Source organism: Burkholderia stagnalis, assembly GCF_902830275.1.
Classification (GTDB): Bacteria; Pseudomonadota; Gammaproteobacteria; order Burkholderiales; family Burkholderiaceae; genus Burkholderia; species Burkholderia stagnalis.
On the sequence record NZ_CADESW010000009.1, the window covers coordinates 197,297 to 221,484 of the forward strand.

General features: G+C 69.7%; 20 protein-coding genes and 2 pseudogenes. 8 read left to right on the plus strand and 14 right to left on the minus strand.

Annotated elements, in window-relative coordinates:
• Positions 1–82: 82 nt before the first annotated feature.
• The gene (locus HWY45_RS18055; protein ID WP_059885463.1) at positions 83–385 is read right to left on the minus strand and encodes a TFIIB-type zinc ribbon-containing protein; all 303 of its coding nucleotides are present in this window, start codon (positions 383–385) and stop codon (positions 83–85) included.
• A 49-nt stretch (positions 386–434) separates the two neighbouring features.
• Positions 435–1,190: a TerC family protein gene (locus tag HWY45_RS18060; RefSeq protein WP_059885461.1), complete on the minus strand. Its 756-nt coding sequence runs from the start codon at positions 1,188–1,190 to the stop codon at positions 435–437.
• 107 nt (positions 1,191–1,297) lie between these two features.
• Between HWY45_RS18060 and HWY45_RS18065 the strand changes: the two genes are divergently transcribed.
• On the plus strand, positions 1,298–2,191 hold the full coding sequence (locus HWY45_RS18065) for a LysR family transcriptional regulator (RefSeq protein ID WP_059885458.1): 894 nt from the start codon (positions 1,298–1,300) through the stop codon (positions 2,189–2,191).
• Positions 2,192–2,351: 160 nt separating this feature from the next.
• Positions 2,352–3,704: a DUF2242 domain-containing protein gene (locus HWY45_RS18070; protein ID WP_081069923.1), complete on the plus strand. Its 1,353-nt coding sequence runs from the start codon at positions 2,352–2,354 to the stop codon at positions 3,702–3,704.
• A gap of 24 nt (positions 3,705–3,728) precedes the next feature.
• Here the strand turns inward: HWY45_RS18070 and HWY45_RS18075 are convergent, their stop codons facing one another.
• Positions 3,729–4,655, minus strand: coding sequence for a pyridoxal-phosphate dependent enzyme (locus tag HWY45_RS18075; RefSeq protein WP_059885456.1), 927 nt, complete (start codon positions 4,653–4,655; stop codon positions 3,729–3,731).
• A gap of 156 nt (positions 4,656–4,811) precedes the next feature.
• Here HWY45_RS18075 and HWY45_RS18080 point away from each other — a divergent pair.
• Positions 4,812–5,711 (plus strand): annotated as a pseudogene (locus HWY45_RS18080) (LysR family transcriptional regulator).
• Here the strand turns inward: HWY45_RS18080 and HWY45_RS18085 are convergent.
• Positions 5,704–5,841, minus strand: coding sequence for a hypothetical protein (locus HWY45_RS18085; protein ID WP_170304044.1), 138 nt, complete (start codon positions 5,839–5,841; stop codon positions 5,704–5,706). The pseudogene HWY45_RS18080 and the gene HWY45_RS18085 overlap by 8 nt on opposite strands.
• Before the next feature lie 908 nt (positions 5,842–6,749).
• On the opposite strand from HWY45_RS18085, the gene HWY45_RS18090 reads away from it, so the two are divergent.
• Positions 6,750–7,955: an MFS transporter gene (locus HWY45_RS18090; protein WP_059885454.1), complete on the plus strand. Its 1,206-nt coding sequence runs from the start codon at positions 6,750–6,752 to the stop codon at positions 7,953–7,955.
• Positions 7,956–8,046: 91 nt separating this feature from the next.
• Here HWY45_RS18090 and HWY45_RS18095 read toward each other — a convergent pair whose 3' ends face one another.
• From HWY45_RS18095 to HWY45_RS18105, 3 genes are read right to left on the minus strand one after another with little or no spacing between them, the layout of a single operon-like run.
• Positions 8,047–9,081: a histone deacetylase family protein gene (locus tag HWY45_RS18095; protein WP_059885452.1), complete on the minus strand. Its 1,035-nt coding sequence runs from the start codon at positions 9,079–9,081 to the stop codon at positions 8,047–8,049.
• Between the two features lie 25 nt (positions 9,082–9,106).
• On the minus strand, positions 9,107–10,378 hold the full coding sequence (locus HWY45_RS18100; RefSeq protein ID WP_059885450.1) for a Zn-dependent hydrolase: 1,272 nt from the start codon (positions 10,376–10,378) through the stop codon (positions 9,107–9,109).
• 31 nt (positions 10,379–10,409) lie between these two features.
• The gene (locus HWY45_RS18105; RefSeq protein ID WP_059885448.1) at positions 10,410–11,720 is read right to left on the minus strand and encodes an MFS transporter; all 1,311 of its coding nucleotides are present in this window, start codon (positions 11,718–11,720) and stop codon (positions 10,410–10,412) included.
• Between the two features lie 204 nt (positions 11,721–11,924).
• Between HWY45_RS18105 and HWY45_RS18110 the strand changes: the two genes are divergently transcribed.
• Positions 11,925–12,881, plus strand: a complete 957-nt coding sequence (locus HWY45_RS18110) for a LysR family transcriptional regulator (RefSeq protein ID WP_059566892.1) — start codon at positions 11,925–11,927, stop codon at positions 12,879–12,881.
• A 44-nt stretch (positions 12,882–12,925) separates the two neighbouring features.
• Here HWY45_RS18110 and HWY45_RS18115 read toward each other — a convergent pair whose 3' ends face one another.
• From HWY45_RS18115 to speB, 5 genes are all read right to left on the minus strand, one after another.
• Positions 12,926–13,996 carry a porin gene (locus HWY45_RS18115; RefSeq protein ID WP_059885446.1) on the minus strand — a complete coding sequence of 357 codons (1,071 nt, stop codon included), beginning with the start codon at positions 13,994–13,996 and terminating at the stop codon, positions 12,926–12,928.
• A gap of 156 nt (positions 13,997–14,152) precedes the next feature.
• Entirely contained in the window at positions 14,153–15,586 is a 1,434-nt protein-coding gene (locus HWY45_RS18120; RefSeq protein ID WP_059885444.1) for a purine-cytosine permease family protein, read from the minus strand.
• A gap of 278 nt (positions 15,587–15,864) precedes the next feature.
• Positions 15,865–16,527 carry an SOS response-associated peptidase family protein gene (locus tag HWY45_RS18125; RefSeq protein ID WP_059885441.1) on the minus strand — a complete coding sequence of 221 codons (663 nt, stop codon included), beginning with the start codon at positions 16,525–16,527 and terminating at the stop codon, positions 15,865–15,867.
• Between the two features lie 94 nt (positions 16,528–16,621).
• A complete protein-coding gene (locus HWY45_RS18130; RefSeq protein ID WP_059885438.1) occupies positions 16,622–17,077 on the minus strand; it encodes a GNAT family N-acetyltransferase in 456 nt (151 codons plus the stop codon).
• Between the two features lie 40 nt (positions 17,078–17,117).
• Entirely contained in the window at positions 17,118–18,068 is a 951-nt protein-coding gene (gene speB, locus HWY45_RS18135) for an agmatinase (protein ID WP_059885436.1), read from the minus strand.
• Between the two features lie 128 nt (positions 18,069–18,196).
• On the opposite strand from speB, the gene HWY45_RS18140 reads away from it, so the two are divergent.
• Both HWY45_RS18140 and HWY45_RS18145 read left to right on the plus strand, forming a co-directional pair.
• The gene (locus HWY45_RS18140; RefSeq protein ID WP_059885434.1) at positions 18,197–19,129 is read left to right on the plus strand and encodes a LysR family transcriptional regulator; all 933 of its coding nucleotides are present in this window, start codon (positions 18,197–18,199) and stop codon (positions 19,127–19,129) included.
• Positions 19,130–19,163: 34 nt separating this feature from the next.
• Complete coding sequence (locus HWY45_RS18145; RefSeq protein WP_059885432.1) at positions 19,164–19,892, plus strand: GNAT family N-acetyltransferase; 729 nt, start codon at positions 19,164–19,166, stop codon at positions 19,890–19,892.
• Positions 19,893–19,903: 11 nt separating this feature from the next.
• Here HWY45_RS18145 and HWY45_RS18150 read toward each other — a convergent pair.
• Together HWY45_RS18150 and HWY45_RS18155 are read right to left on the minus strand one after the other, a co-directional pair.
• A pseudogene (locus tag HWY45_RS18150) lies at positions 19,904–20,644 on the minus strand (MFS transporter); the annotation flags it as partial.
• 93 nt (positions 20,645–20,737) lie between these two features.
• The gene (locus tag HWY45_RS18155) at positions 20,738–22,306 is read right to left on the minus strand and encodes a methyl-accepting chemotaxis protein (protein ID WP_175038317.1); all 1,569 of its coding nucleotides are present in this window, start codon (positions 22,304–22,306) and stop codon (positions 20,738–20,740) included.
• A gap of 320 nt (positions 22,307–22,626) precedes the next feature.
• On the opposite strand from HWY45_RS18155, the gene HWY45_RS18160 reads away from it, so the two are divergent.
• Positions 22,627–24,162 (plus strand): catalase, encoded by a 1,536-nt coding sequence (locus HWY45_RS18160; protein WP_059885429.1) that lies wholly within the window; start codon positions 22,627–22,629, stop codon positions 24,160–24,162.
• Positions 24,163–24,188 lie beyond the last annotated feature (26 nt).

Genomic DNA, 24,188 nt, shown 5'->3' on the forward strand with positions numbered 1-24,188 from the left:
GGCGCGCCAATGCGACGCGCCCCGCCGGGTACGCAGCCCGACGGGGCGTTTTCATGATTTCACGGCTTCGGGGCCGGCGCGCTCAATCGAAGTCGAAGATGTCGAACACCGATTTCTTGCGGCGATACGGCTCGTGGCGGCGATCGTCGTCGCGCGGCACGCGCGCGCGGCCCCACGCGTCGTCGTGGCCGCGCTGTACCGGTGCATCACGGTACGCGGGTGCGTCGGGGCGGCGCCCGGATGCGTCGTCGGCGCCGCGCGCGATCAGCTTGTCCAGCTCGCCGCGATCGAGCCACACCCCGCGGCATTCGGGGCAGTAGTCGATCTCGATCGACTGGCGCTCGGCGAGCAACAGGTCGGGTGTCTTGCAGACCGGGCATTTCATCGTGAAGCTCCTTGAGATTGACGGAGGAAATCGCGACGCGGGGCCGCGCTCAGTGGCCGGACGCCTGCGCCGCGCGCTTCGCCTTCGCGCGCCGCGCCAGCATGTTCATGCCCTCGACGAACGCCGAGAACGCCATCGCCGCGTAGATATAGCCCTTCGGCACGTGCGAGCCGAAGCCTTCCGCGATCAGCGTCATGCCGATCACGACGAGGAACGCGAGCGCGAGCATCACGATCGTCGGGTTGCGGTCGATGAAGCGCGCGAGCGGCTGCGCGGCGAACATCATCACGGTCACGGCGACGATCACGGCGACGAACATGATCGGGATGTGCTCGGTCATGCCGATCGCGGTGACGATGCTGTCGATCGAGAACACGATGTCGAGCATCAGGATCTGGCCGACCGCCGCCCACATCGTCAGGCCGCCCGCGCCGCCCGACGCGCCGGCGTCGCCACCGTCGTGCGACACGTGGTGATGCATTTCGGTGGTCGCCTTCCAGACCAGGAACAGGCCGCCCGCGAGCAGGATCATGTCGCGCCACGAGAACGCGTGCTCGAACAGCGTGAACACCGACTCGGTCAGGCGCGCGATCCACGCGACGGTGCCGAGCAGCGCGAGCCGCATCACGAGCGCGAGGCCGATGCCGAGCCGCTGCGTGCGGGCGCGCTGCGCTTCCGGCAGCTTGTTGCTGAGGATCGAGATGAAGATCAGGTTGTCGATGCCGAGCACGACTTCCATCACGACGAGCGTCAGGAGCGCCGCCCAGACGGCGGGATCGGCGGCAAGCGTCAGCAGGTAGTCCATGGGGTTCGGGAAACGAAAGTGGAAAGCCCGATTATCGCCGCCCGCTGGCTTCGAAAAAATCAGCGACAATCTTATCTTTGATTCGGTTTTTCCGAAGTCAGGCTCCGATGCTGAATTTTCGACATCTGTATTACTTCTGGGTCGTCGTGAAGGAAGGCGGCTTCGCTCGCGCGGCCGAGCGGCTCGACATGGCGGTGCAGACCATCAGCGCGCAGGTGCGCGAGCTGGAGAAGGCGCTCGGCCACCAGCTGCTCGGGCCGGCGGGGCGCGGCGTCGCGCTGACCGACGCCGGCCAGGCCGCGTTCGCGCGCGCCGAGGCGATCTTCGAGCTCGGCCGGCGAATTCCCGACGAGGTGCGCGCCGCCGCGAGCCGGCCGACGGTGCGGCTCGCGGTCGGCCTGTCGGACGGCATCTCGAAGCTGGCCGCGCACGCGATCCTCGCGCCGGTGCTCGACACGCCCGCGCTGCGCCTGCTGTGCCACGAGGGCGAGCACGACGCGCTGCTCGCGGAACTCGCGCTGCATCATCTCGACCTGGTGCTCGCGGGCCAGGCCGCGCCGCCCAACGCGAACCTGCGCGTGACGAGCGAGCGGCTCGTCGCGTCGCCGGTCGACTGGTACGGGCCCGCCGCGCTCGTCACGCCGGCCGCGCGCCAGCGCTATCCGCAGTGCCTCGCCGAGCTGCCGCTGCTGCTGCCGACTGCCCATTCCGCGCTGCGCGAGCGCCTCGACCGCTGGCTGGAGACGGCGCGCGTCACGCCGCGCATCGTCGGCGAATTCGAGGACAGCGCGCTGATGGCGGTGTTCGCGGCGCGCGGCCTCGGCGTGTTTCCGTTGAGCGAACTGGGGGCGAACGATGCGTCGATGCTGAGGGGGTTGCGGCGGCTCGGGCGCGCCGGCGACGTGACCGAGGAGATCCACGCGATCCGTTCGCGGCGCGGCGAACATCATCCGCTGACCGCGCAATTGCTGGCGGTGGCGCGCGATGCGTCACGCACGTAACACGAGCGCGCCGGCAAACGAAACTATAATAGCGCCCCGGCCCTGCGAGTTTGCCTCGCGCCTTCCGCCGGCCGCGCCCGTGCGCGGCGGCGTCCATCCGACCTTCGCGCGATGCGCGCGCAGCCCGGCGCGGCACTGGGCCGCGCCTTTTGAAAGAGCCATGCACAACCGAATTCGCCTGTTCCCCGTTTCGTGCGCGCTCGCGGCCGCGGCCGTGCTGGCGGCGTGCTCGTCGCCGCCGAAGCCGATCTACCAGCAGGAGCAGTTCGACGCGACCACCAGCCCGTACTCCCGCGCGTTCCACGCGAAATCCGACGCGACCTGCGAAGCGGCGCGCCGCGCGCTGCTGAGCCAGGGCTACGTCGCGGTGTCGCCCCGCGCCGATTCGGTCGACGGCAGCAAGAATTTCCAGCCGAGCAACGACATGCACGTGGTGATCGAATTCCACGTCGTGTGCGCGGACGCGAACGCGGACGGCACGTCGAGCATCGCGTACGTGAACGCGGTGCAGGACCGCTACACGCTGAAGAAGTCGAACACGTCGGCAAGCGTCGGCCTCAGCGTGTTCGGCTCGCTGTCGCTGCCGATCGGCTCGAGCGACGACGCGCTCGTGAAGACCGCGAGCGAGACGATTCCGGCCGGGGTGTTCTACGAGCGCTATTTCAACCTCGTCGACCATTTCCTGAAGGTCGACCCGGCCCGCCGCGACCGCGCGACCGTCAAGGCTGCCGAGAAGGAGCCCGTCGCGCCGCTGCCGGAGCCCGCGCCGACGCCGCAGGGCGAGCCGATCAAGATGACGACGCCGGTCGTGCCGACGCCGGCCGCGCCGCCGGTGCCGGCCTCCGCCGTGGCGCCGGCTTCGGGCACGGCGGTGCCGCCGGGTTCGGCCGCGCCTGCGGTGACGGTGCCCGCCGCGCGGGCCGCGGTTGCGCCGGCGGCTTCCGTGGCCGTGACGGCGTCCGCGCCTGTTGCGGCGTCTACGCCGGCCGTCTCCGCGTCGGCTCCGGTTACTGCATCCGCTGCCGCGTCCGTGTCGGCCACCGCACCGGCATCCGCTGCCGTCTCCGCATCGGCTGCTGCGCCCGCATCCGCGCCGGCCTCGACATCGGCGACTGCGCCGACCTCCGCATCGACCTCGACATCGGCGACTGCGCCGGCATCCGCATCGGCCTCGACATCGGTGACTGCACCGACCTCCGCACCGGCCTCGACATCGGTGACTACGCCGGCCTCCGCACCGGCCTCGACACGGGCGACTACTGCGCCGGCCTCGACATCAGCGACTGCGCCGACCTCCGCACCGGCCCCGGCATCGGCGACCGCACCGGCCGCCGCACCGCATACCGCATCGGCGCCGCCCGCCGCCGCCCCGACGCCCGCTTCCGCACCCGCTCGCACGCCGACCGCCGCGCCGGTGTCGACCACGCCGGCCGACAAGGCGCCGGCACCCGCCGCCATCACGACCATCGAGGCTGCCGCCCCCGCACCGTCGGGCCCGCGCCGCGCAGGCTGAGCGCCGCTCGGCCGGCGGCCCGCGTTACCGCGTCCGGCCGGCCAGCGCGTGCAGCGTGTCGACGGTCGCCGTCACCCCGCCGCAGACGATCACCGCGATGCGTGACGCGGCGGCCAGCGCGGGCGCCAGCACCGGCGCATCGAGCGCGGCCAGTGCGGCCCCGCAAGCCGGTTCCACGACGATCCGCTGCTCATCGACGAACCGCAGCGATGCGGCCACCGCCGCCGCATCGGACACGACGACCGTGTCGATCCGGTACCGCTTCGCCCATTCGAGCGCCGCGTCGCACGGCCGCTTCGCGCCGAGCGACGTCGCGATACTGGTGATCTCCGCCAATTCGACGGGCCGCCCCTGCGCGACCGAGCGCGCATAGGAATCCGCGCCGTCGGTTTCCACCGCGACCACCGGCACGTCGCGCCAGCCGTTGCGCGCGAGCCCTTCGAGCACCCCGCACAGCAGCCCGCCGCCGCCCACCGCAACCACCACCGCATCGGGCTTCGGGCCGGCCGCCGCCATCTCGTCGATCATCGTCGCGTGGCCCTGCCACAGCACCGGATCGTCGAACGGATGCACGAACGCGTCGTGCGGGCCGATCCCGGCCTGCGCGAACGCATGGGCCTCTGCCCAGGACGCACCGTGCACGACCAGCTCCGCGCCTTCGAGACGGATCAGCTCGCGGGCCCGCGCGGACGCGCTTTCCGGCACCACGACGCGCACCGGCACGCCGAGCTCGCGGCCCGCATACGCGACCGCGATGCCCGCGTTGCCGCCCGACGACGACACGAAGCGGCGCGCGCCGGCCGCGCGCTGCGCCTCGCAGACGGCGCCGACGCCGCGCAGCTTGAACGAACCGGACGGCTGCAAGGCTTCGAGCTTCAGCAGGACATCCTTGCCGAGGCGGCGGGACGCGGCCTGCGAACGGAGATACGGGGTCGGGATATGGAGCGGCATGGAACGAGACTCGATGAAGCGGAAGAAGACCGCGCGGCGCGCGCACAGAGGAGACGACGCCGCCCATCGTACGTCACGCCAGCCATGCCTCCCAATACCATCGAATGTAGTTTGCTATGCTCATCAGGCATATCCAACCACCGGACGGGAAATCGCATGCGACAAGTCGAATTGCGCCATCTCCGCTACTTCGTGGCGGTCGCCGAAGCCGGCAGCGTGATGGCGGGCGCCCGCGCGGTCGGGATCGTGCAGCCCGCGCTGTCCCGCCAGATCCGCGAACTCGAGGAGGCGATCGGCACCCCGCTGCTGATCCGCCGCGCGACCGGCGTCGCGCTCACGGCCGCCGGCGCGAGCTTCCTGCGCGATGCGACGCGCCTGCTCGCCGACCTGCGCGACAGCCGCGAGCGCGCGCTGCGCAGCGCGGCCGGCGAGCTCGGCGAGCTGCGGCTCGGCGTGCTGCCGAACTATCTGCCGCTGCCGGTGGTGTCGAACGTGCTGAAGGCGTTCCGCGACGCCTGCCCGCAGGTGAAGCTGTCGATCGCGCCGATGCTGTCGGCCGACCAGGCGGGCGCGATCGCGCGCGGCGAACTCGACGGCGGCATCATGGCGTAGCGCCGGGACGAGGCGCCGCAGCTCGCGGGGGTGCGGCTGCTGAGCGACCGGTTCGTGCTCGCGATGCCGGCCGAGCCGGGCAGCCCCATCGACGCGCCGCGCGCGCTGGCCGACCTTGCGGACATGCCGTTCGTCTGGTTCGACCCGCAGCGCTCCGCCGCGCATCATCGCTTCGTGATCGACCAGTGCCGGCAAGCCGGCTTCACGCCGCGCATCGCGCAGGTCGGCAGCGACATCCCGACGTTGATCGGGCTCGTCGCGGCCGGTATGGGCTGCGCATTCGTGCCGGAAAGCGCGTCGGCGTCGTGCCCGCGCACGGTGCGGCTGGTCGCGCTCGACGCGCTCGCCGGCCGCTTCGACGTCGAGTTCGTGTACGACGGCCACGCGCCGTCGCCGGTCGTGCGGCAATTCCTCGCGGCGCTGCGCGCGGCGGGCGTCAGCTGAAGAACATCGCCACCAGACTGCGCAGCAGGTCCGGAATCTCCGAGACGACATGCCGGACGTCGACATCCGACAGGTAAAGCAGCACCGACAGGGGGCCAATCCACAGCGCTGCGACCACGAACTCCCTCATTGCCGTTCTCCCATCGGCCGGGCGGCGCATTGCCCGCGATCGCGCCGCCGCCGAATCTGCCCCGAATGCTGGAAATCCGCGATGCCTGCTCGCCTGCCGCCGACCGGCATCCGCCTTCTTCCGGGCGGACTGCCGTCCCGACGGCGCCTCGTGTGCATCTACCGGTTCGTCGACCGGTATCCCCGTATGCCTCCTCGCACTGTGTTTGCGTTGCGCTACATTTTTTCATTTCGCTTAATGGCATGCAGGTTCCATGCCATCGGCACGGCGGCCGCGCCCCGCACGCAACGGCGCGGCCGCGCGCAGCGCGCGGCGCCGGCGGCGCACGCGATCCGTTTCCCGGATGAAACAGGCGGCCCGACAAGCACCGGGGGCGGCACGGCGCGCCATCGGACATGTGCGCGGCATTCATGCATGCAGGCGGAACGGCACGCGCGATCGCCGGTTCCGACATTTTCCTGACAGAAAGACCGCCTGTTCCCGGTTCGCCCTGTGGCGCCGAATGTTTCAAGATTGAAACGCGTGCCGGTGAATCCGCTCACGAAAACCCCTGCTGCGCCCGCGCGAAATTTTGCGTTTTTATGACGACTCCTCGCGAAATCGTCAGGAATTTGAAATTTTCCTCGAAATACAAACGTTTAACACTATTTAAAATTGTTACAACTCCAAATATACTGCGGTCGCATCCATTCCTCGTGCCTATGAGAGGATGCCTTCGCGCCTCGCTCACGGTCCACCCGTGATCGAGGCTTTTTTATGCGCGGCGCCGGGCCGGGCGTCCGTCGCGCGCGGCATCGATTGTTGATTTCGAATCAAGATTATTTCGCCCCTGGGCCGCTTTTTCGGCAACAACAAGCCCGGCACACTCCGTCCTGCCATCAACCGTCAGCCGCACCAGGACCCGACTCTTGAACCCTCCGACCTCCCCCACCTCACGCCCGAACGGCGGCGCCGCGCTGCCGCTGCTCGCGCTCGCCGCCGGCGCGTTCGGCATCGGCACCACCGAGTTCTCGCCGATGGGCCTGCTGCCCGTGATCGCCGACGGCCTCCGCGTGTCGATCCCCACCGCCGGCATGCTGATCAGCGCGTACGCGATCGGCGTGATGGCCGGCGCGCCGCTGATGACGCTGCTGCTCGCGCGCTGGCCGCGCCGCGCGGCGCTGATCGCGCTGATGGCGATCTTCACGCTGGGCAACCTGCTGTCGGCAATCGCGCCGAACTACACGACGCTGCTGCTCGCGCGGCTCGTCACGAGCCTCAACCATGGCGCGTTCTTCGGGCTCGGCTCGGTGGTCGCGGCGAGCCTCGTGCCGCGCGAACGCCAGGCGAGCGCGGTCGCGACGATGTTCATGGGCCTCACGATCGCCAACGTCGGCGGCGTGCCGGCGGCGACCTGGCTCGGTCAGGCGATCGGCTGGCGGATGTCGTTCGCGGCGACCGCGGGCCTCGGCCTGATCGCGATCGCGGGCCTGTTCGCCGCGCTGCCGAAGGGCGACGCGGGCCGCATGCCGAACCTGCGGGCCGAGCTCGCGGTGCTGACGCGCCCGGTCGTGCTCGGCGCGCTCGCGACGACCGTGCTCGGCGCCGGCGCGATGTTCACGCTCTATACGTACGTCGCGCCGACCCTCGCGCACCTGACCGGCGCGACGCCGGGCTTCGTGACCGCGATGCTGGTGCTGATCGGCATCGGATTCTCGATCGGCAACGTCGCGGGCGGCCGTCTCGCCGACCGCTCGCTCGACGGCAGCCTGATCGGCTTCCTGCTGTTGCTGATCGCCGTGATGCTCGCGTTCCCGGCGCTCGCCGCGACGCATGCGGGCGCGGCCATCGCGCTGCTCGTATGGGGTGTCGCGACGTTCGCGGTGGTGCCGCCGCTGCAGATGCGCGTGATGCGCGCCGCGTCCGATGCGCCGGGGCTCGCGTCGTCGGTCAACGTCGGCGCGTTCAACCTCGGCAATGCGCTCGGCGCGGCGGCCGGCGGCGCGGCGATCTCGGCCGGCTTCAGCTACGCGGCGGTGCCGGTGGCCGGCGCGCTGATCGCGGCGGCCGGGCTCGCGCTGGTCGTGTTCCAGCTCGTGCAGCGCCGCCGCGCGCCGGCTGCGGTGAACGTGTGATCGTGTAATGCGGCGCCCGGCTTCGACCCGGCAGGACGCCAACCCGCTCGTGCCGATCGCGGGCCGCCTCACGGGGCGGCCCGTCGTTCGTTTACCGCCCCGCTCCGCGCGCGCCGCCGAAGCCGCCGAAGAACGCGCGCGCATTCGCGTCGAGACTCTCGAGGTGATAGCCGCCCTCCTGCACGATCACCGTCGGCAGCCCGAGCGCGCCGAGCGCGTCGCCGAGCCGCCGGAACCCGTCGGTCGTCACCGCGACCTGCGATTGCGGATCGTGCTGGTAGATGTCGAAGCCGAGCGCGAGCACAAGCGCATCGGGCTGATACCGAGCGAGTGCGCGCAGCGCGTCGTCGAGCCGCGCGAAGAACGCCGATTCCGGCGCGCCGTGCGGCATCGGCAGGTTCAGGTTGAAGCCGTCGCCCGCGCCCGTGCCGGTTTCCTCCTCGTAGCCCGCGACGACCGGATAGAAGTTGGTCGGATCGCCGTGGATCGACACGTACAGCACGTCGTCGCGGCCGTAGAAGATCTCCTGCACGCCCTGGCCGTGATGCATGTCGGTGTCGAGGATCGCCACCCGGCGATGGCGGCCGCGCAGCGCCTGCGCGGCGATCGCCGCGTTGTTCAGGTAGCAGAAGCCGCCCGCCGCGTCGCGCCGCGCGTGATGGCCGGGCGGGCGGCACAGCGCGTAGGCGTCGCGCTCGCCGTCGTTGACGGCGGCGGCCGCCGCCAGCGCGCTCTGCGCCGACCAGTACGCGGCCCGCCACGTCTGCGCGCCGACCGGGCAGCTGCCGTCGGCGAGATAGCGCGCGGCCTTCGCGAGCACGCCGCGCAGCGGGTTCGGCTCGCGCACGTAGATGTTCGACATCACCTCGTCGCCCCAGTCGTCGGGCATCTGCTTCCAGTCGCGGTGCGCGTCCTCGAGAAAGCACAGGTAGTTCATGTCGTGCACGGCCGCCAGCGGCGCGGTGCCGAAGTCGGCCGGCTCGCGCACGTCGAAGTCCAGCGCGCGCACCGCCGCGACGAGCCGCGCCGCGCGCTCGGGCACTTCCTGCGGCGCGCGCATCCGGCCGCGCGACAGGTAGGTGCGCGGATGATGCAGCAGTTGTTCGGGGTGGAAGTAGGTTTTCATCGGTCGTCCTCGGTCGTTCTTTGCGTCATGCATCGTGCGCGGTCGGCGCCGCATCGGCCGTCGCCGCGACGCCCGCGCGCGCGAGTACCGCGTGGAGCAGCACGTTGGCGCCGCGCGTCACGTCGTCGGGCAGCGCGTCCTCGGCTTCGTTGTGCGACAGGCCGTCGACGCACGGGATGAACACCATCGCCGTCGGGCAATGGCGCGCGAGCACGATCGCGTCGTGGCCCGCGCCGCTGACGATCCGTTCGTGCGTGTAGCCGAACGCGGCGGCCGCCTGCGCGACATGGTCGACGCAATCGGCATTGAACGGCGTCGCCGGGCTGCGCCAGCAGGCGTCGACCGCGACCCGCACGCCGCGCGCGGCGGCCACGCGCGCGCACGCGTCGCGCAGGTCGCGCTCCATTGCATCGACCTCGCCGTCGTCGTGATGGCGCAGGTCGACCGTGAAGGTCACGTCGCCCGCGATCGTGTTGCGCGACGCGTTGCGGATGCCGAGCTGCCCGATCGTCGCGAGCCCGCGCGGCGCGTAGCCCGCGACGATGCGTTCCAGTTCGAGCGCGATCTGCGCGCTCGCGAACAACGCGTCCTTGCGGTACGGCATCGGCGTCGTGCCCGCATGCGCGGCCACGCCCGCGACCGTCACGTCGAGCCAGCGGATCGCCTGCCCGCCGGTGACGACGCCGATCGTCGTGCCGTTCGCCTCCAGCACGGGCCCCTGTTCGATGTGCGCCTCGAAATAGGCGTCGACCGCGCCGCCCATGCGGCGCGCGCCGCGATAGCCGCATGCGGCCAGCGCGTCGCCGAGCGTCACGCCGTCGGCATCCTGCTTCGCGAGCGCATCCGCGAGCGGCAGCGCGCCGGTGAACACGGCCGAGCCGAGCATCGCCGGCGCAAAGCGCGCGCCTTCCTCGTTGGTCCACGACACAATCTCGATCGGCTTCGCCGTCACGATGCCCGCGTCGTTCAGCGTGCGCACGAGTTCGAGCGCGGCGAGCACACCGTACACGCCGTCGAAGCGGCCGCCCTCCGGCTGCGTGTCGAGATGGCTGCCGATCAGCACGGGCGCCGCGTGCGCGTCCGAGCCGTCGCGCCGCGCGAACAGGTTGCCGATCTCGTCGACGCTCACCGTCAGGCCCGCGTCGCGGCACCATTGCGCGAACCGGTCGCGGCCGCGGCGGTCGTCGTCGGTGAGCGCGAGACGGCGCACGCCGCCGCGCGGCGTCGCGCCGATGCGGGCCATGTCGGCAAGGCTTTGCCACAGGCGCGCGCCATCGATTTCCAATAACTGTTTCATCTGGACTCCGGATAAGTTCGTTCGATTGACGTCAACGCGAGCCGAGCGCTTCGGCGGCCGCGCCGCGCGCTTCGCGCCGTGCGTCGAGCGCGACGATGGAGAGCAGCGAGATGCCCGCGAGACCGGTGTAGAACACCGCGAGCGGCCACCACTGGCCCGCGAAGCGATGCGCGAGCCAGGTGCCGGCGAGCGGCGTCAGGCCGCCCGCGATCGCGCCGCACACCTGGTACGCGAGCGAGATCGCCGAATACCGGACGTGCGCGGGAAACACGTCGCTGACGAAGCCCGCGATCACCGAATAGAAGCCCGCCATGCACACCACCGCGAGCGCGATGCCGATCACGAGCGACACGCCGGTGCCGCCCTGCACGAGCACGAACATCGGGTACGGCGACAGCATCGCGAACAGCGCCGCACGCTTCAGGAAGCGCGCGCCGCCGATCCGTTCCGCGACCCACGCGGCGATCGGCTGCGCGACGAACTGGATGATCGCGACCGCGAACAGGCTGTCGAGGATCAGCGTGCGCGACACGCCGACGTACTGCGTCGTGTAAGCGATCATGAACGTGTTGGTGAAATACACGCCCGCGATCCCGATCGTGTTCGCGCCGATGCACAGCAGCACGAGCGGCCACGCGGAGCGCAGCACCTCGGCCACCGGCAGCTTCACGGTGCGGTTCGCCTCCTTCACGCGCGCGAATTCCGGCGACTCGTTCACGCCGAGCCGGATCAGGATGCCGACCACCAGCAGCACCGAACTCGCGAGGAACGGCAGGCGCCAGCCCCATGCGAGAAAGTCGGCCTTGTCCATCGACGCGACTGCGCGGAACGCGACCAGCGACAGGATCAGCCCGGCCGGGCTGCCGAGCTGCGCGAACGACGCGAAGAACGTGCGGCGGCCCTGCGGCGCATGCTCGCCCGCCATCAGCACCGCGCCGCCCCACTCGCCGCCCACCGCGATCCCCTGCACGATGCGCAGCAGCACGAGCAGCACCGGCGCGAGCATGCCGACCCGCGCGTAGTCGGGCAGCAGCCCGACGCAGACGGTTGCCGCGCCCATCATCATCAGCGTCGTCATCAGCGCCTTCTTGCGGCCGATGCGGTCGCCGAGGTGGCCGAAGATCACGCCGCCGAGCGGCCGCGCGAAGAAGCCGACCGCGAAGGTCGCGAACGACGCCATCGTGCTGACGAAACGGTCGTGCGACGGGAAGTACAGCTCGCCGAACACGAGCGCGGCGGCGGTCGCGTAGATGTAGAAGTCGTACCACTCGATCATCGTGCCGATGAACGCGGCCGTCGCGGCGCGGCCCGGCTGGCGGGCGGTAGGAAGGGACTGGGTCATGCTGGCTCCTGAGGCACGGTGCGGCGCGGACGGCCCGGCGCCGGCGTGCAATGTCGTGACGATCGGCCGTCTCGCGCGGCCTTGCGCCGCACGATGCGGCGCCCCTCCTTTATCGGCGACCGCAAATCATTAGTCAAATTTCAAGTTATTATTCGCCGTATAAATTCAGCTAATGTTCCGATCGCTGCCTTGCCCGGAGACCCGATGCGCGCCGACCTCGCCCCGTTCCTGAACGACCGTCTCGACTGGAACCTGCTGCGCACCTACCTCGTGATCATGCAGGAGCGCAGCGTGAGCCGCGCGGCCGCGCGCCTGCACGTGACGCAGCCGGCGGTCAGCCAGGCGCTGCGCCGGCTCGAGGAAGCACTCGAACGCCGGCTGATCGAGCGCCGCGGCCCGCACTTCGCGCCGACCCCGGCGGGCGAGGCCGTCTACCGGATCGCGAGCGACATCTACGGCGGCATCTCGCGCCTCGAAACCGAGCTCGACGACCGCAGCGCCGACCTCACCGGCTCGATCCGCCTGCTGACGGTGAGCCGCATCGAGTCGCCGGTCTACGACGAATTCCTCGCCGATTTTCATAGTGCGTATCCGCGCATCGACCTGCAGATCGAGGTGATGCGCTCGTCCGACATCCTGTCGTCGCTGCTGCAGAAGACCGCGACGGCCGGCCTCGGCCTGTGCCGCACGCCGCACGACAAGCTGGAGATGCGCTGCTTCCTGCGCCAGCGCTATGCGATCTACTGCGGCCGCCATCACCGGCTGTTCGGGCAGACCCAGCTGCGGATGGACGACCTGCTCGCGGAGAACTTCGTGTCGTTCACGAGCGACCAGATCGGCGACAGCCTGTCGCCGCTGACCGTGTTTCGCGACCAGAAAGGCTTCACCGGACGGATCGTCGCGTCGTCGCCGAGCCTCGACGAAGTGCGGCGGCTGATCTTCGCCGGCTACGGGATCGGCTGCCTGCCCGAGCACATCGTGCGCGACGACATCGCGCAGCAGCGGCTGTGGCGCCTGCCGCCGGACGACGGGCTCGTCGATGTCGACGTGTTCCTGCTGTGGCACCGCGAGAGGAAGATGAATGCGGCCGAGCACGCGTTTCTCGATGCGATGGAGCGCTGCATGCAGCGCTATTCGCTTGCGGAGCGGCTCGGCAAATAGCCCGTTCGGGCGCGCCGGGCGCAGCGCCCGGCGCCTTGGCGCCGTCAGAAGCGATGCACGATGCCCAGTTGCACGCCGCGCGCATTCGCGCCCGGATACGCGAGCGGCAGGCCCGGGTTCGCCGCGCCGGCCAGCGTGTAGCCGGCCTGGTTGCGGTTGCGCAGGTACGAGAGCGCGCCGTAGAAGCTGGTGCGCTTCGACAGATCGTATTCGTACATCAGGCCGACCTGGTCCGCGTGGTTGCCCTGCGAGGTCTGGTCGTGCGCGTATGCGTAGCCGAGCGCGAGAAAGTTCGACGGGCTCAACGCGTACTTGACCGACAGCCCGTAGACGCGCGCATCGATGCCGAGATCGTCCCATTTCACCGCGGAAAAGCCGCCGTACACCGTCGCCTTGCCGAGCTCGTACGACGCGCCGGCCATCAGGGTGCGATCGGTGGTCGTCGCGGCCGCGTTCTTCAGCCACTGGCCCGCGACGAACGCGGCGAACGGCCCGTGCGTGTAGGTCACGTCGAACTGCTGGCTCGAGCCCGCCGAGCGCGCGCCGCCCGCATCGCCGAAGCCGACGTAGACGCCCGCCCGGAACCCGGCGAACTCGGGGCTCATGTACGACAGCGTGTTGCTGGTCCGGATCGCGAACGGCGTCAGGTTGTCCATGCCGGACGCCTGCGTGACGCCGCCGAACGCGTCCTGCCCGCCCTGGTCGAGAAACAGCGGCGAATTCTGCCGGCCGGCGCGCACCTTGCCCCATGCCCCCGCGATGCCGACCCATGCCTGCCGGCTGAACATGCTGCCGGCGTTCGCGGACGCGCCGTCGTTCGGTTTGAAGCCGTTTTCGAGCGCGAACTCGATCTTCTGCCCGCCGCCGATGTCCTCGCTCCCCTTCACGCCGAACCGGCTGCCCCACTGGCCGCTCGAGCCGATCGCGGCCGTGTAGCCGTTGCCGGTATTCACGTACTGCGCGAATTCGTCGATCACGCCGTACAGCGTGACGCCGTCCTGGGCCCGCGCCGCCGTGGCGCCGGCGAGCGATGCGGCCACGCACACCGCGTGCAGGCCGGTGCGTGCGGATGTCGCGCGGTGCAAGGCGCCGCGCCGCTTGTTCACGTTAGTCATACTGATTTATTTCGAGAAACGTGCAAGGACGCGGCACGCGTTCGGCGTGCCGTCCTGCGGTCAGTCATCGGGAAGGTTCCGGCCGATGCGTTGCGCACCGCGGCACGGTGCGGCCGGAGCGGAAGGCGCGCGCCGGCAAGCGGCGCGGGCCGGTGGTCAGTTGCGGATCTCGCCGCGCTCGAACGGGAGGATCAGCCGTTCGGGAATCTCGCGGCGCGACGCGCGCGCGCCGACGTAGTACAGCACGGCGGGCACGACGAGGCCGAGGATCCACGAGATGTCGGTGCCGCCCAGCGCGTCGACCAGCGGCCCCGTGTAGATGTGCGTCGACATGAACGGCAGCTGCACGAGGATGCCGACGACGTAGATCGAGATCGCCATCACGTTCCAGCGCCCGTAGCGGCCGTCGGGATCGGACAGCGCGGGCACGTCGTAGCGCGACTTCGTGAAGCAGTAGTAGTCGACGAGGTTGATCGCGCTCCACGGCGTGAAGAACGCGAGCAGGAACAGGATGAACGCGGTGAATTCCTTCAGGAACGAATGCCGGCCGGCGAGTGCGACCATCGTCGAGATGAAGATCATCCCGAAGATGTACGCGAGGCGGCTGCGCGACGACACGGCGCCCTTGCCGCGGAAGCCGCTGATGATGGTCGCCATCGACATGAAGCTGCCGTATGCGTTGAGCGCCGTGACCGTCACCTTGCCGAATGCGATGCTGAAGTACAGCAGCGCGGCGACGGCGCCCGTCGAGCCGAGCCCGACGATATACGCGACCTCGTGATGCGCGAACTGGCTGCCCGCCAGCGCGGCCGCGAACACGCCGAACACCATCGCGGCCTGCGCGCCGATCACCGAGCCTGCGCCCACCGCGAGGAAGGTGCCGACCGACGACGTCGAGCGCGGCAGATAGCGCGAATAGTCGGCCACGTACGGCCCGAACGCGATCTGCCACGACGCCGACAGCGACATCGACAGCAGGAAGCTCGCGAGCGAGAAGTGCCGGTTCGCGAGCAGCGCGCCGATGTCATGGTTCGCGAACAGCTGCGCGAACATGTAGACGAACGCGGCGATGCCGATCACGCTCGCCACGCGCCCCACCGCGTGGATCGCGCGATAGCCGAACACGGTCAGCACGACGATCACGGCGGCGAACAGCAGGATGCCCGTGGCGTCGTCGACGTGCAGCAGCTGCGCGACCGCCTGCCCCGCCAGCACCGAGCCGCTCGCGGAGAAGCCGATGTACATCAGGCACACGAGCACGATCGGGATCATCGCGCCGTACACGCCGAACTGCACGCGGCTCGAGATCATCTGCGGCAGGCCGAGCTGCGGGCCCTGCGCGCCATGCAGCGCCATCACCGCGCCGCCGACCAGCTGGCCGAGCAGCAGCGCGACCAGCGACCAGAACACGTCGCCGCCGAGCACGACCGCGAGCGCGCCCGTCACGATGGCCGTGATCTGCAGGTTGGCCGACAGCCACAGCGTGAACTGGCTGAACAGGCCGCCATGACGCTCGGCCTCGGGAATGAAATCGATCGAGCGGACTTCGATCAGCCCGCTGCCGGCATTTCCACTGGAATTCGTTGACACGGATGGTTCTCCAAATGACTCAGGATGCGCGACGCATCCACCGATGCTGGGAAGCGTACCGAGCCGCATGGTGTGACTCGTGAGGGGGAGCGCCGTGGATCGCCGGCATGCGCCGGACATGCACGATCAGCAGGCCGGCGCGCAGTCGGCACGGCTCGCGCCGACAGTGCCAGCGGATAATCTTGTATATACAACTATGACGAAATCGGTAATTACCCGGCTTCGGCGCAGTTTCTAACTTGTCCGATACGGCGCGCGACGCAGCGGGCCCGCTTCGGTCATTTCGGGTTCGGTTCGGCCGCCATCTCGTCGGCCGGCAGCAGCTGGAGCATCACGCGCGCAGCCTCGACGCGGGGCGTGTGCAGCCATTCGTCGTAGTCGCCGCGGCGCACGATCACGACGCCCCGCTTCTCGTCGCCGGGCCGGTGCATCCGCGCGAACACGGGGTGCGCGTCCGCGTTGACCGTGAGCATCGCCATGCCGATCAGTTGCCGGCCGTCGTCGCCTTCATAGCGCCGCCAGATGCCGGCCACGCAGTACGCGCCCCACCCGGCCAGGCCGATCCGGTGCCACACGTTGCGCCCCGTCTCGTAGCACGGCTCGCAGATCCAGCGCGCCGGAATCAGGCAGCGCTGGCCGTCGCGCCACGCCTTGGCGTACAGGCGCGAGCTGCCGACCGTCTCGGCGCGCGCGTTCATCGTGTCGAGTTTTTTCTTTTTCCGGCCGGCGTCGTCGACGCGCTCAGGCTGCATGAACTTCGGCCAGAAGCCGAACACGGCCTTCACGACCGCCAGGCCGTCGCCGTCCGCGCGGGCGATCGGCGCCGCATAGTCCGGATACACGTCCGGCGCCCACGGATCGCGGCGAAACAGGTCGCCGATCCCGAGCTTCAGCTCGCTGATGCCCGGATCTTCGTCCGGCGCGCGATAGTTGGTGCACACGGCGGAGGCCTTTCGCAGGGAAGGATCTCTCCATCGTAGGGCATCGCGCGCGCGGCGGCGGCCGCGATGTTTCGCGCGACGGGAAGCCGGGGGCTCAGCCGAGCCGAAGCGCGAGGATTTCGTCGCCGGCGGCGTCGCGTTCGCCGGTCGGCGTCCAGCCGAGATGCCGGTAGAAACCGTGGGAGCGCACGGCCGGATCATCGGAGCAGCCAAGAAACAGATTGGTGAACCCGCGCGCCCTGAAATCATCGACGACGCGCCGCAGCAATGCCTTGCCGATGCCCTCGCCCTCGTACGCCGGCAGCAGCGCGAGCACGACGATCTCGCCGCTGTCGCGATCGCCGAAGCAATAGCCGATCACCGTGCCGTCCACGCAGCACACGTAGCCGGGAAACGCGCCGTTCGCGATCCCGTCGCGCCAGGTGTCGGCGGTGATGCCCAGCGCCCGCAGCTCGGCTGCGGAAAACGCGTTCTCGCGCGTGCGCCCGCGAATCTCGATGCACCGTGACGCATCCTCCGGCACGGCCTTGCGATAGGTTCTGTCGTTCATGTCCTCGTTCCTGATGGTCGGGCGGCCGCGCGCGCCGCCGTTACCGCATGCACCGATGCCGCCACGCGTAGAGGCACACCAGCTCCATCGCGATCGTCGCGCCCGCGAGCGACGTGATTTCCGCGTGGTCGTACGGCGGCGACACCTCGACCACGTCCATGCCGACCAGGTTGATGCCCCTGAGGCCGCGCAGGATCTCGAGCGCCTGGTAGCTCGACAGCCCGCCCGCCACCGGCGTGCCCGTGCCCGGCGCGAAGGCCGGGTCGAGACAGTCGATGTCGAACGTCAGGTACACGGGATGATCGCCGACCCGTTCACGGATGCGCGCGGCGATCGCGTCGGGCGTCGCGCGATGCACCTGCCGCGCGTCGACGATGTCGAACCCCATCGGCGCGTCGTTGGTCGTGCGGATGCCGACCTGCACGGACCGCCCGGGCACCACCGAGCCCTCGTTGGCCGCGTGGAAGAACATCGTGCCGTGATCGATCCGCTTCGCGTCGTGATCGGGCCAGGTATCGGTGTGCGCGTCGAAATGCACGAGCGACAGCGGCCCGTGGCGCTTCGCATGCGCCTTCAGCAGCGGATAGGTGATGAAGTGGTCGCCGCCGAGCGTCAGCATCGCGCAGCCCTGCTTCAGGATCTCGTCCGCGTGCCGCTCGATCGCCGCCGGCACCGAGTCGGGCTGCCCCGCGTCGAACGCGCAATCGCCGTAATCGACCGTCGCGAGCACGTCGAACGGATCGAACTCCCACGGCCACGGCCGCTCCCACGCGATGCCCGTCGACGCGATGCGCAGCCCGCGCGGCCCGAAGCGCGTGCCGGGACGGTGCGTGACGGCCGCGTCGAACGGCACGCCGGTGACGGCCAGGTCGACGCCGGCGAGATCGCGGCTGAAGCGCCGGCGCATGAAGCTGGTCGCGCCGGCGAACGTCGGCTCGGCCTGGGTGCCGTACAGGCTCGAACGGGTGAAGGCAAAGTCGTTCTGGCTCATCGAGCGGATTCCTTTACGAGGGGACGGACGGTCGCGAGTGCGACGCCTGCCCGGATTCTGCAACGCCGCCATGCAACGATAAACATGAACTAACATAAGCTGACTTCAACCAGACGCGATGTATCGCCATGCTCACCACATTGAGGGACATGGATCTGCAATTGCTCCGCCTGTTCGTGACGATCGTCGAGAGCGGCGGGTTCAGCGCGGCGCAGGGCCGGCTCGGGATGGCGCAGTCCACGATCAGCACGCAGATGGCCAAGCTCGAGACGCGCCTGGGGTTCCGGCTGTGCGAACGCGGCAAGCGCGGGTTCCGGCTGACGCCCAAGGGCGAGCGCGTGCTGCAGTCCACGCGCCGACTGCTGCACGCGCTCGACGCGTTTACGCGCGACACGCAGGACGTGTCCGGCACGCTGCTCGGCGAGCTGCGCGTGGGCATGTCCGAGCTGCTGGCCCCGGCGGTTGCCGAGTCGATCGCGCGGGCCGTCGGCCGCTTCCGCACGCGCGCGCCCGACGTGCTGATCGAGATCCTCGCGGTGCCGCCCGACGAGCTCGAACGCAGGCTGCTCAACGGCGGGCTCCAGCTCGCGATCGGCTACTTCTCGGGGCGCCAGGCCGGGTTGAACTACACGCCGCTGTTCGTCGAGCAGCAGGCGCTCTACTGCGGCGCCGCGCATCCGCTGTTCGCGAAGCAGGCCGTCACCGTCGACGACGTCGCGCAGTCGAACGCCGTCGCGCGCCTGTACAAGACCGGCACATCGGGCGCGCGGCTGCGCGGCCGGCAGCCGACCGCGTTCTCCGAGAACGTCGACGCCGACGTGATCTTCATCCTGTCGGGCGCGCATCTCGGCTTTCTGCCGGAGCATGTCGCGGCGCCGTGGGTGGCGGCCGGGAAGATGCGCAGGCTGCTCGCGAACCGGCTCGGGCATGCAGTCGAGTTCCAGCTCGCGACGTCGAAGAACGCGGACGACGACGAGGTGCTGGACGTGTTCCGGCGCGCGCTGGTCGAGCAGTTCGACGCGCCCGAACCTGTCGACAGGCTTTCACCGAAAATCCTATGATGACGGCTCCACGGACAGCGCAGAGCCCATCCGCATGACCCGTTTCTCGCGAACCATCGCCGATTACTGGCACGCGCCGTTTTCACGCGGCGACATCCTCCACCGCGACAGCCGCTTCACCGTCACCGTCAATCCGGACCTCGACGAGGACGCCCGCGTCATGGTGCTGCAGCACGCCGACCGGCGCTGCGAGGCGGTCCTGACGCCGGCCCTCGCCGAGCGCCTCGGCCTGCGCCAGGAGCCGCGCCTGTCGGAGCCCGGCTTTCGCCGGCGGCTGCGGGAGGCGAACGTCACGCTGCACGGCGCGGACCATCTGTTCTACTTCTCGGCAGCCGGCAAGGATGCGTTGCTGCGCGACGGCGACGATCCGTCCGTGCGCCGGCTGACCGAGGTCGACGCGGCGGCGTTCGCGGCCTTCGAATCCGCTGCGTCGGGGCAGGACCGCGACGCCGCCTACGTCGCGCTCGATCACGCGGCCGCCTTCGGCGCGTTCGAGCAGGGCCGCCTCGTCACCGCCGCCAGCATGTATGCGTGGGACGACACGCGCCTGATGGATCTCGGCGTGCTCACGCTGCCGGCTTTCCGCGGCAAGGGCCATGCGCGCGGCGTGGTGCGCGCGATCGGCCGCCACGCTTATGCGCACGACTACGAGCCGCAGTACCGCTGCCAGCTCGACAACCGCGCGTCCGCGGTGCTCGCCGTGGCGGCCGGCCTGACGCTGTTCGGCACATGGGAAGTGGTGTCGCCCGATTCCGCGCACTGACCCTGCGCGAGCTAGCGCTCGCGCGCCGGCTGAGCGACCGGCCGAGCGACCGGCTGCGCGGCCGCCCGCTTGCCGCGCAGCAGGAACGCGCTCGCCGTGCACGCGAGCATCGCGATGCCGGCGATCAGGAACGTGTCGCTGTACGCCATCAGCAGCGCCTCGCGCATCACGCGCTGGTTCACCACCGCGAGCGCGAGCTCGTGCACGCCGCCGAACGCGCCGCGCGGCAGCGCATCCGGCCGGTCGAGATGGCGGCCCGACAGCAGCCGCGCCAGCAGCGCCATGCGTTCCTGGAACGCGGCCGAATACTGCGTGACCGCTTCACCGATCCGCATCGCGTGCAGCTTGTTGCGCTCGACGACGAGCTGGCTCGCGAGCGCGATGCCGATCGCGCCGCCGACGTTGCGGACCATGTTGAACACGCCCGATGCGGAGCCGAGCTGCGCCTTCTCGATGCCGTCGACCGCCATCACCGACAGCGCGATCACGACGAGCGACGGCACGATCACGTTCGACGCGGCATCCGCGCTCAGGTGGATGTTCATCAGGCAGCCGGCCGCGACCAGCGCGAACCCGGCGACGATCGCGGCGCGCGGGCCGATGCGGCGCATCAGCGGCGGCGTCAGGAACGACATCGCGAACTGCACGAGCCCGTACGGAATCATCGCGAGGCCGATGTCGCGCGCGCTGTAGCCGTGCAGCGCCGCGAAATAGTTCGGCACGAGGAACACCACGCCGAACGCCACCGCGCCGGCGCGTTCGCCGCGATGTTCCGCAAGGCGCTCGGCGTGCCGCCGAGCGCGTACTTCGGGCAGCGGTGATGCCGCGCCGGGCGCGCGATGCGCTCAGCCGGCGGGCGCGGTCGCGTCGACGCGGAACAGCGACACGGCCGCGTACAGGCTCTCGCTCTGCATTTCGAGCGACGCGGCCGCCGTGGAAGCCGTTTCAACGAGCGCGGCATTGTGTTGGGTTGCTGCCTCCATCTGCGTGACGGACGCGTTCACGAGCTCGATGCCGGCCGTCTGCTCGCGCGACGCGAGGCTGATGTCGGCCATGATCGCGTTCACGCTGCCCACCGCCTTCAGGATCTCGTCCATCGTCGTGCCCGCGCGCGCGACCAGCGCGCTGCCGTCGCGCACGTTGCGGCTCGATGCGGCGATCAGCTCCTGGATTTCCTTCGCCGCGGCGGCCGAGCGCTGCGCGAGATGCCGCACCTCGCTCGCGACCACCGCGAAGCCGCGCCCCTGCTCGCCCGCGCGGGCCGCTTCCACCGCGGCATTCAACGCGAGGATGTTGGTCTGGAACGCGATGCTCTCGATCACGCCGACGATGCCGACGATGCGCGTCGAGCTGTCCGAGATCGCGTCCATCGTGCGCACCACCTCGCGCACCACCTCGCCGCCGCGCGACGCGATGTCGGACGCGCGCGTCGCGAGCGCGCTCGCGTCCTGCGCGTTGTCCGCGTTCTGGCGCACCGTCGCCGTGAGCTGCTCCATGCTCGCGGCCGCCTGTTGCAGCGACGCGGCCTGCTGGCCGGCGCGCATCGACAGGTCGCGGTTGCCGCCCGCGATCGCGCGCGCATCGTGCATGATCGCGTCGGTGCCGTGCCGCACCTGGCGCACGACCGCGACGAGCCCGTCGCGCATCCCGTTCAGCGCGTTCAGCAGGCGATCCATCTCGTTGCCGCGCCCCGACTCGACCGTCCCGGTCAGGTCGCCGGCCGCGATCCGCGCGAACGAATCGACGGCCGCGTCGATCGGCGTGACGATCGCGCGCGTCAGCGCCCGCTGCGCGAACACGCCCGCGATCAGCGCCACCAGCCCGGCGATGCCGAACGCCCACAGCGTCATGTGAAAACGCCCGGCGGCCTGCTCGAAGCGCGCGCGCTGGCGCTGCACCTGGAAATCCTCGAGCGCGGTCAGCGCGCGCTGGTAGTCGTCGAACCACGCGGCCGGCATCTCGCGCTGCGTGCTCAGGAAGTCGACGAAGTTCTCGTCGTCGAGCTGCTTGAGGCCTTTCGCGAACGCCTGCGACAGCAGCCGGTCGCGCTGGCCGAGCAGCGTGTCGCGCAACGCCTTCTCCGCCGCGTCGGCCTCGTGTAGCGAACGGTATGCGTCGAGCTCGCGATTGCTCGCGTCGAGCAGCGCATGCAGCCGCTTGACCTCCGCCACGGCCGGCTTGCCCGCGCTGATCAGCTGTTCGACGTCGCCCATGCCCGCCCGGAACATCAGCAGGCGTTCGGAACTCGTCTTCAGATGCACGACGGCGGCCGTGTCGTCGCTGTACATCGCATCGAGCGCGCCGTTGCTCTTCACGAGCGCAAACACGGCCGCCGCGATGACCAGCATCAGCAGCAGCGTGCAACCGGCGATGGTGGCGGCGAGCCCGCCGCGTATCGTGACGTTTCTGATCATGGTCGCCCATCGGGCCCGCACGCCGCGTACTCGTGCGCGCCCCTTGCAGAAGGATCGGAACAAACTCGCAGCCGGCCGCGCCGCGGCACGCCGGTGACGTAGCTATCGGCCGCGCGCTTGCGCGGCTGCATGGCGGATGCGACGCCGTTCTGATTAATTGCGACTTCGATGCGAATCCGCTGTGTTCGTTACAGGATGCGCAAAGATGGTGCATTGCCTATCGCGCCCTTAACGAGATTCAATTGGCGAATCGTCTGATGATCCTTTTACATTGGCGGCGTTGCTTCGCAACCCACCTCACGTCAAGGAACATCAACGACATGTCACACTCCGCGAATCGACTTCTGCACACCGTGATCGCCGCGGCCTGCGTCGCGCTGAGCGCAACGCCCTACGCTGCCGAACTCACCCGCGACAACGGTTCGCCCGTCGGCGACAACCAGAATTCGCAGACGGCCGGGCCGAGCGGCCCGGTGCTGCTGCAGGACTCGCATCTCATCGAAAAACTCCAGCGCTTCGATCGCGAGCGCATCCCCGAGCGCGTCGTGCACGCGCGCGGCACCGGCGCATTCGGCGAATTCGTGCCGAGCGCCGACCTCAGCGACCTGACGACCGCCAGGCTCTTCACGCCCGGCACGAAGACGCCCGTGTTCGTGCGCTTCTCGACCGTGATGGGCTCGCGCGGCTCGCCCGAGCAGGCGCGCGACCCGCGCGGCTTCGCGGTGAAGTTCTATACCGAGCAGGGCAACTGGGATCTGGTCGGCATCAACCTGCCGATCTTCTTCATCCGCGACGCGATCAAGTTCCCGGACTTCGTCCACGCGAACAAGCCGAGCGCGGTCACCGGCGTGCAGGACCCGAACCTCGCGTTCGACTTCTTCGCGCATGCGCCCGAAGCGACCAGCATGCTGACCCGGCTGTACACGACCGAAGGCATGCCCGATTCGTACCGGCACATGGACGGCTTCGGCGTGCACGCGTTCAAGTTCGTCAACGCCGACGGCAAGTTCACGTACGTGAAGTTCCACTGGAAGAGCCAGCAAGGCATGCAGGGGCTCCGTCCGAAGGACATTCCGGGCTCGATCGGCGCGGACTGGAACCTGATGACGAACGACCTGTATGGCGCACTGAAGGCCGGCAACGCGCCGAAGTGGGATCTGTATATCCAGGTGCTGAAGCCGTCCGAGCTCGACGCGTTCGACTTCAACCCGCTCGACGACACGAAGGTGTGGACCGGCGTGCCTGAGCGCAAGGTCGGCACGATGACGCTGAACCGCGTGCCCGACAACTTCTTCGAGTCGACCGAGGAATCGGCATTCGCACCGTCGCGGATGGTGCCCGGCATCGAGCCGTCGGAAGACCGCATGCTGCAGGGCCGGATGTTCTCGTACGCCGACACGCAGATGTATCGCCTCGGCGCGAACTTCAACCAGTTGCCGGTCAACCGCCCGCGCGTGCCCGTCACGAACAACAATCAGGACGGCGCGATGAATTTCGGCGAGCGCAAGGGCGAAGTGAACTACGAGCCCTCGACGCTGAACGAACTCGCGCAGAACCCGCGCTACAAGTCGGCGCAGACGCCGCTTGCCGGCACGACGCAGCAGGCCGCGATCCGCAAGACGCTGAACTTCCGGCAGGCGGGCGAGTATTACCGCGCGCTGTCCGCGCAGGAGCGGCAGGATCTGCTGACCGCGCTGTCGGGCGACCTGAACCAGGTGAAGAACGACGCGAACAAGTACGCGATGCTGTCGTACTTCTACAAGGCCGACGCGGACTACGGCACGCGCCTCGCGCGCGCGACGCACGCCGACCCCGCCCGCGTGAAATCGCTCGCCGACAAGCTCGCCGAGAACTGATCGCCACGCCCGTGCGAAGGCCGCGA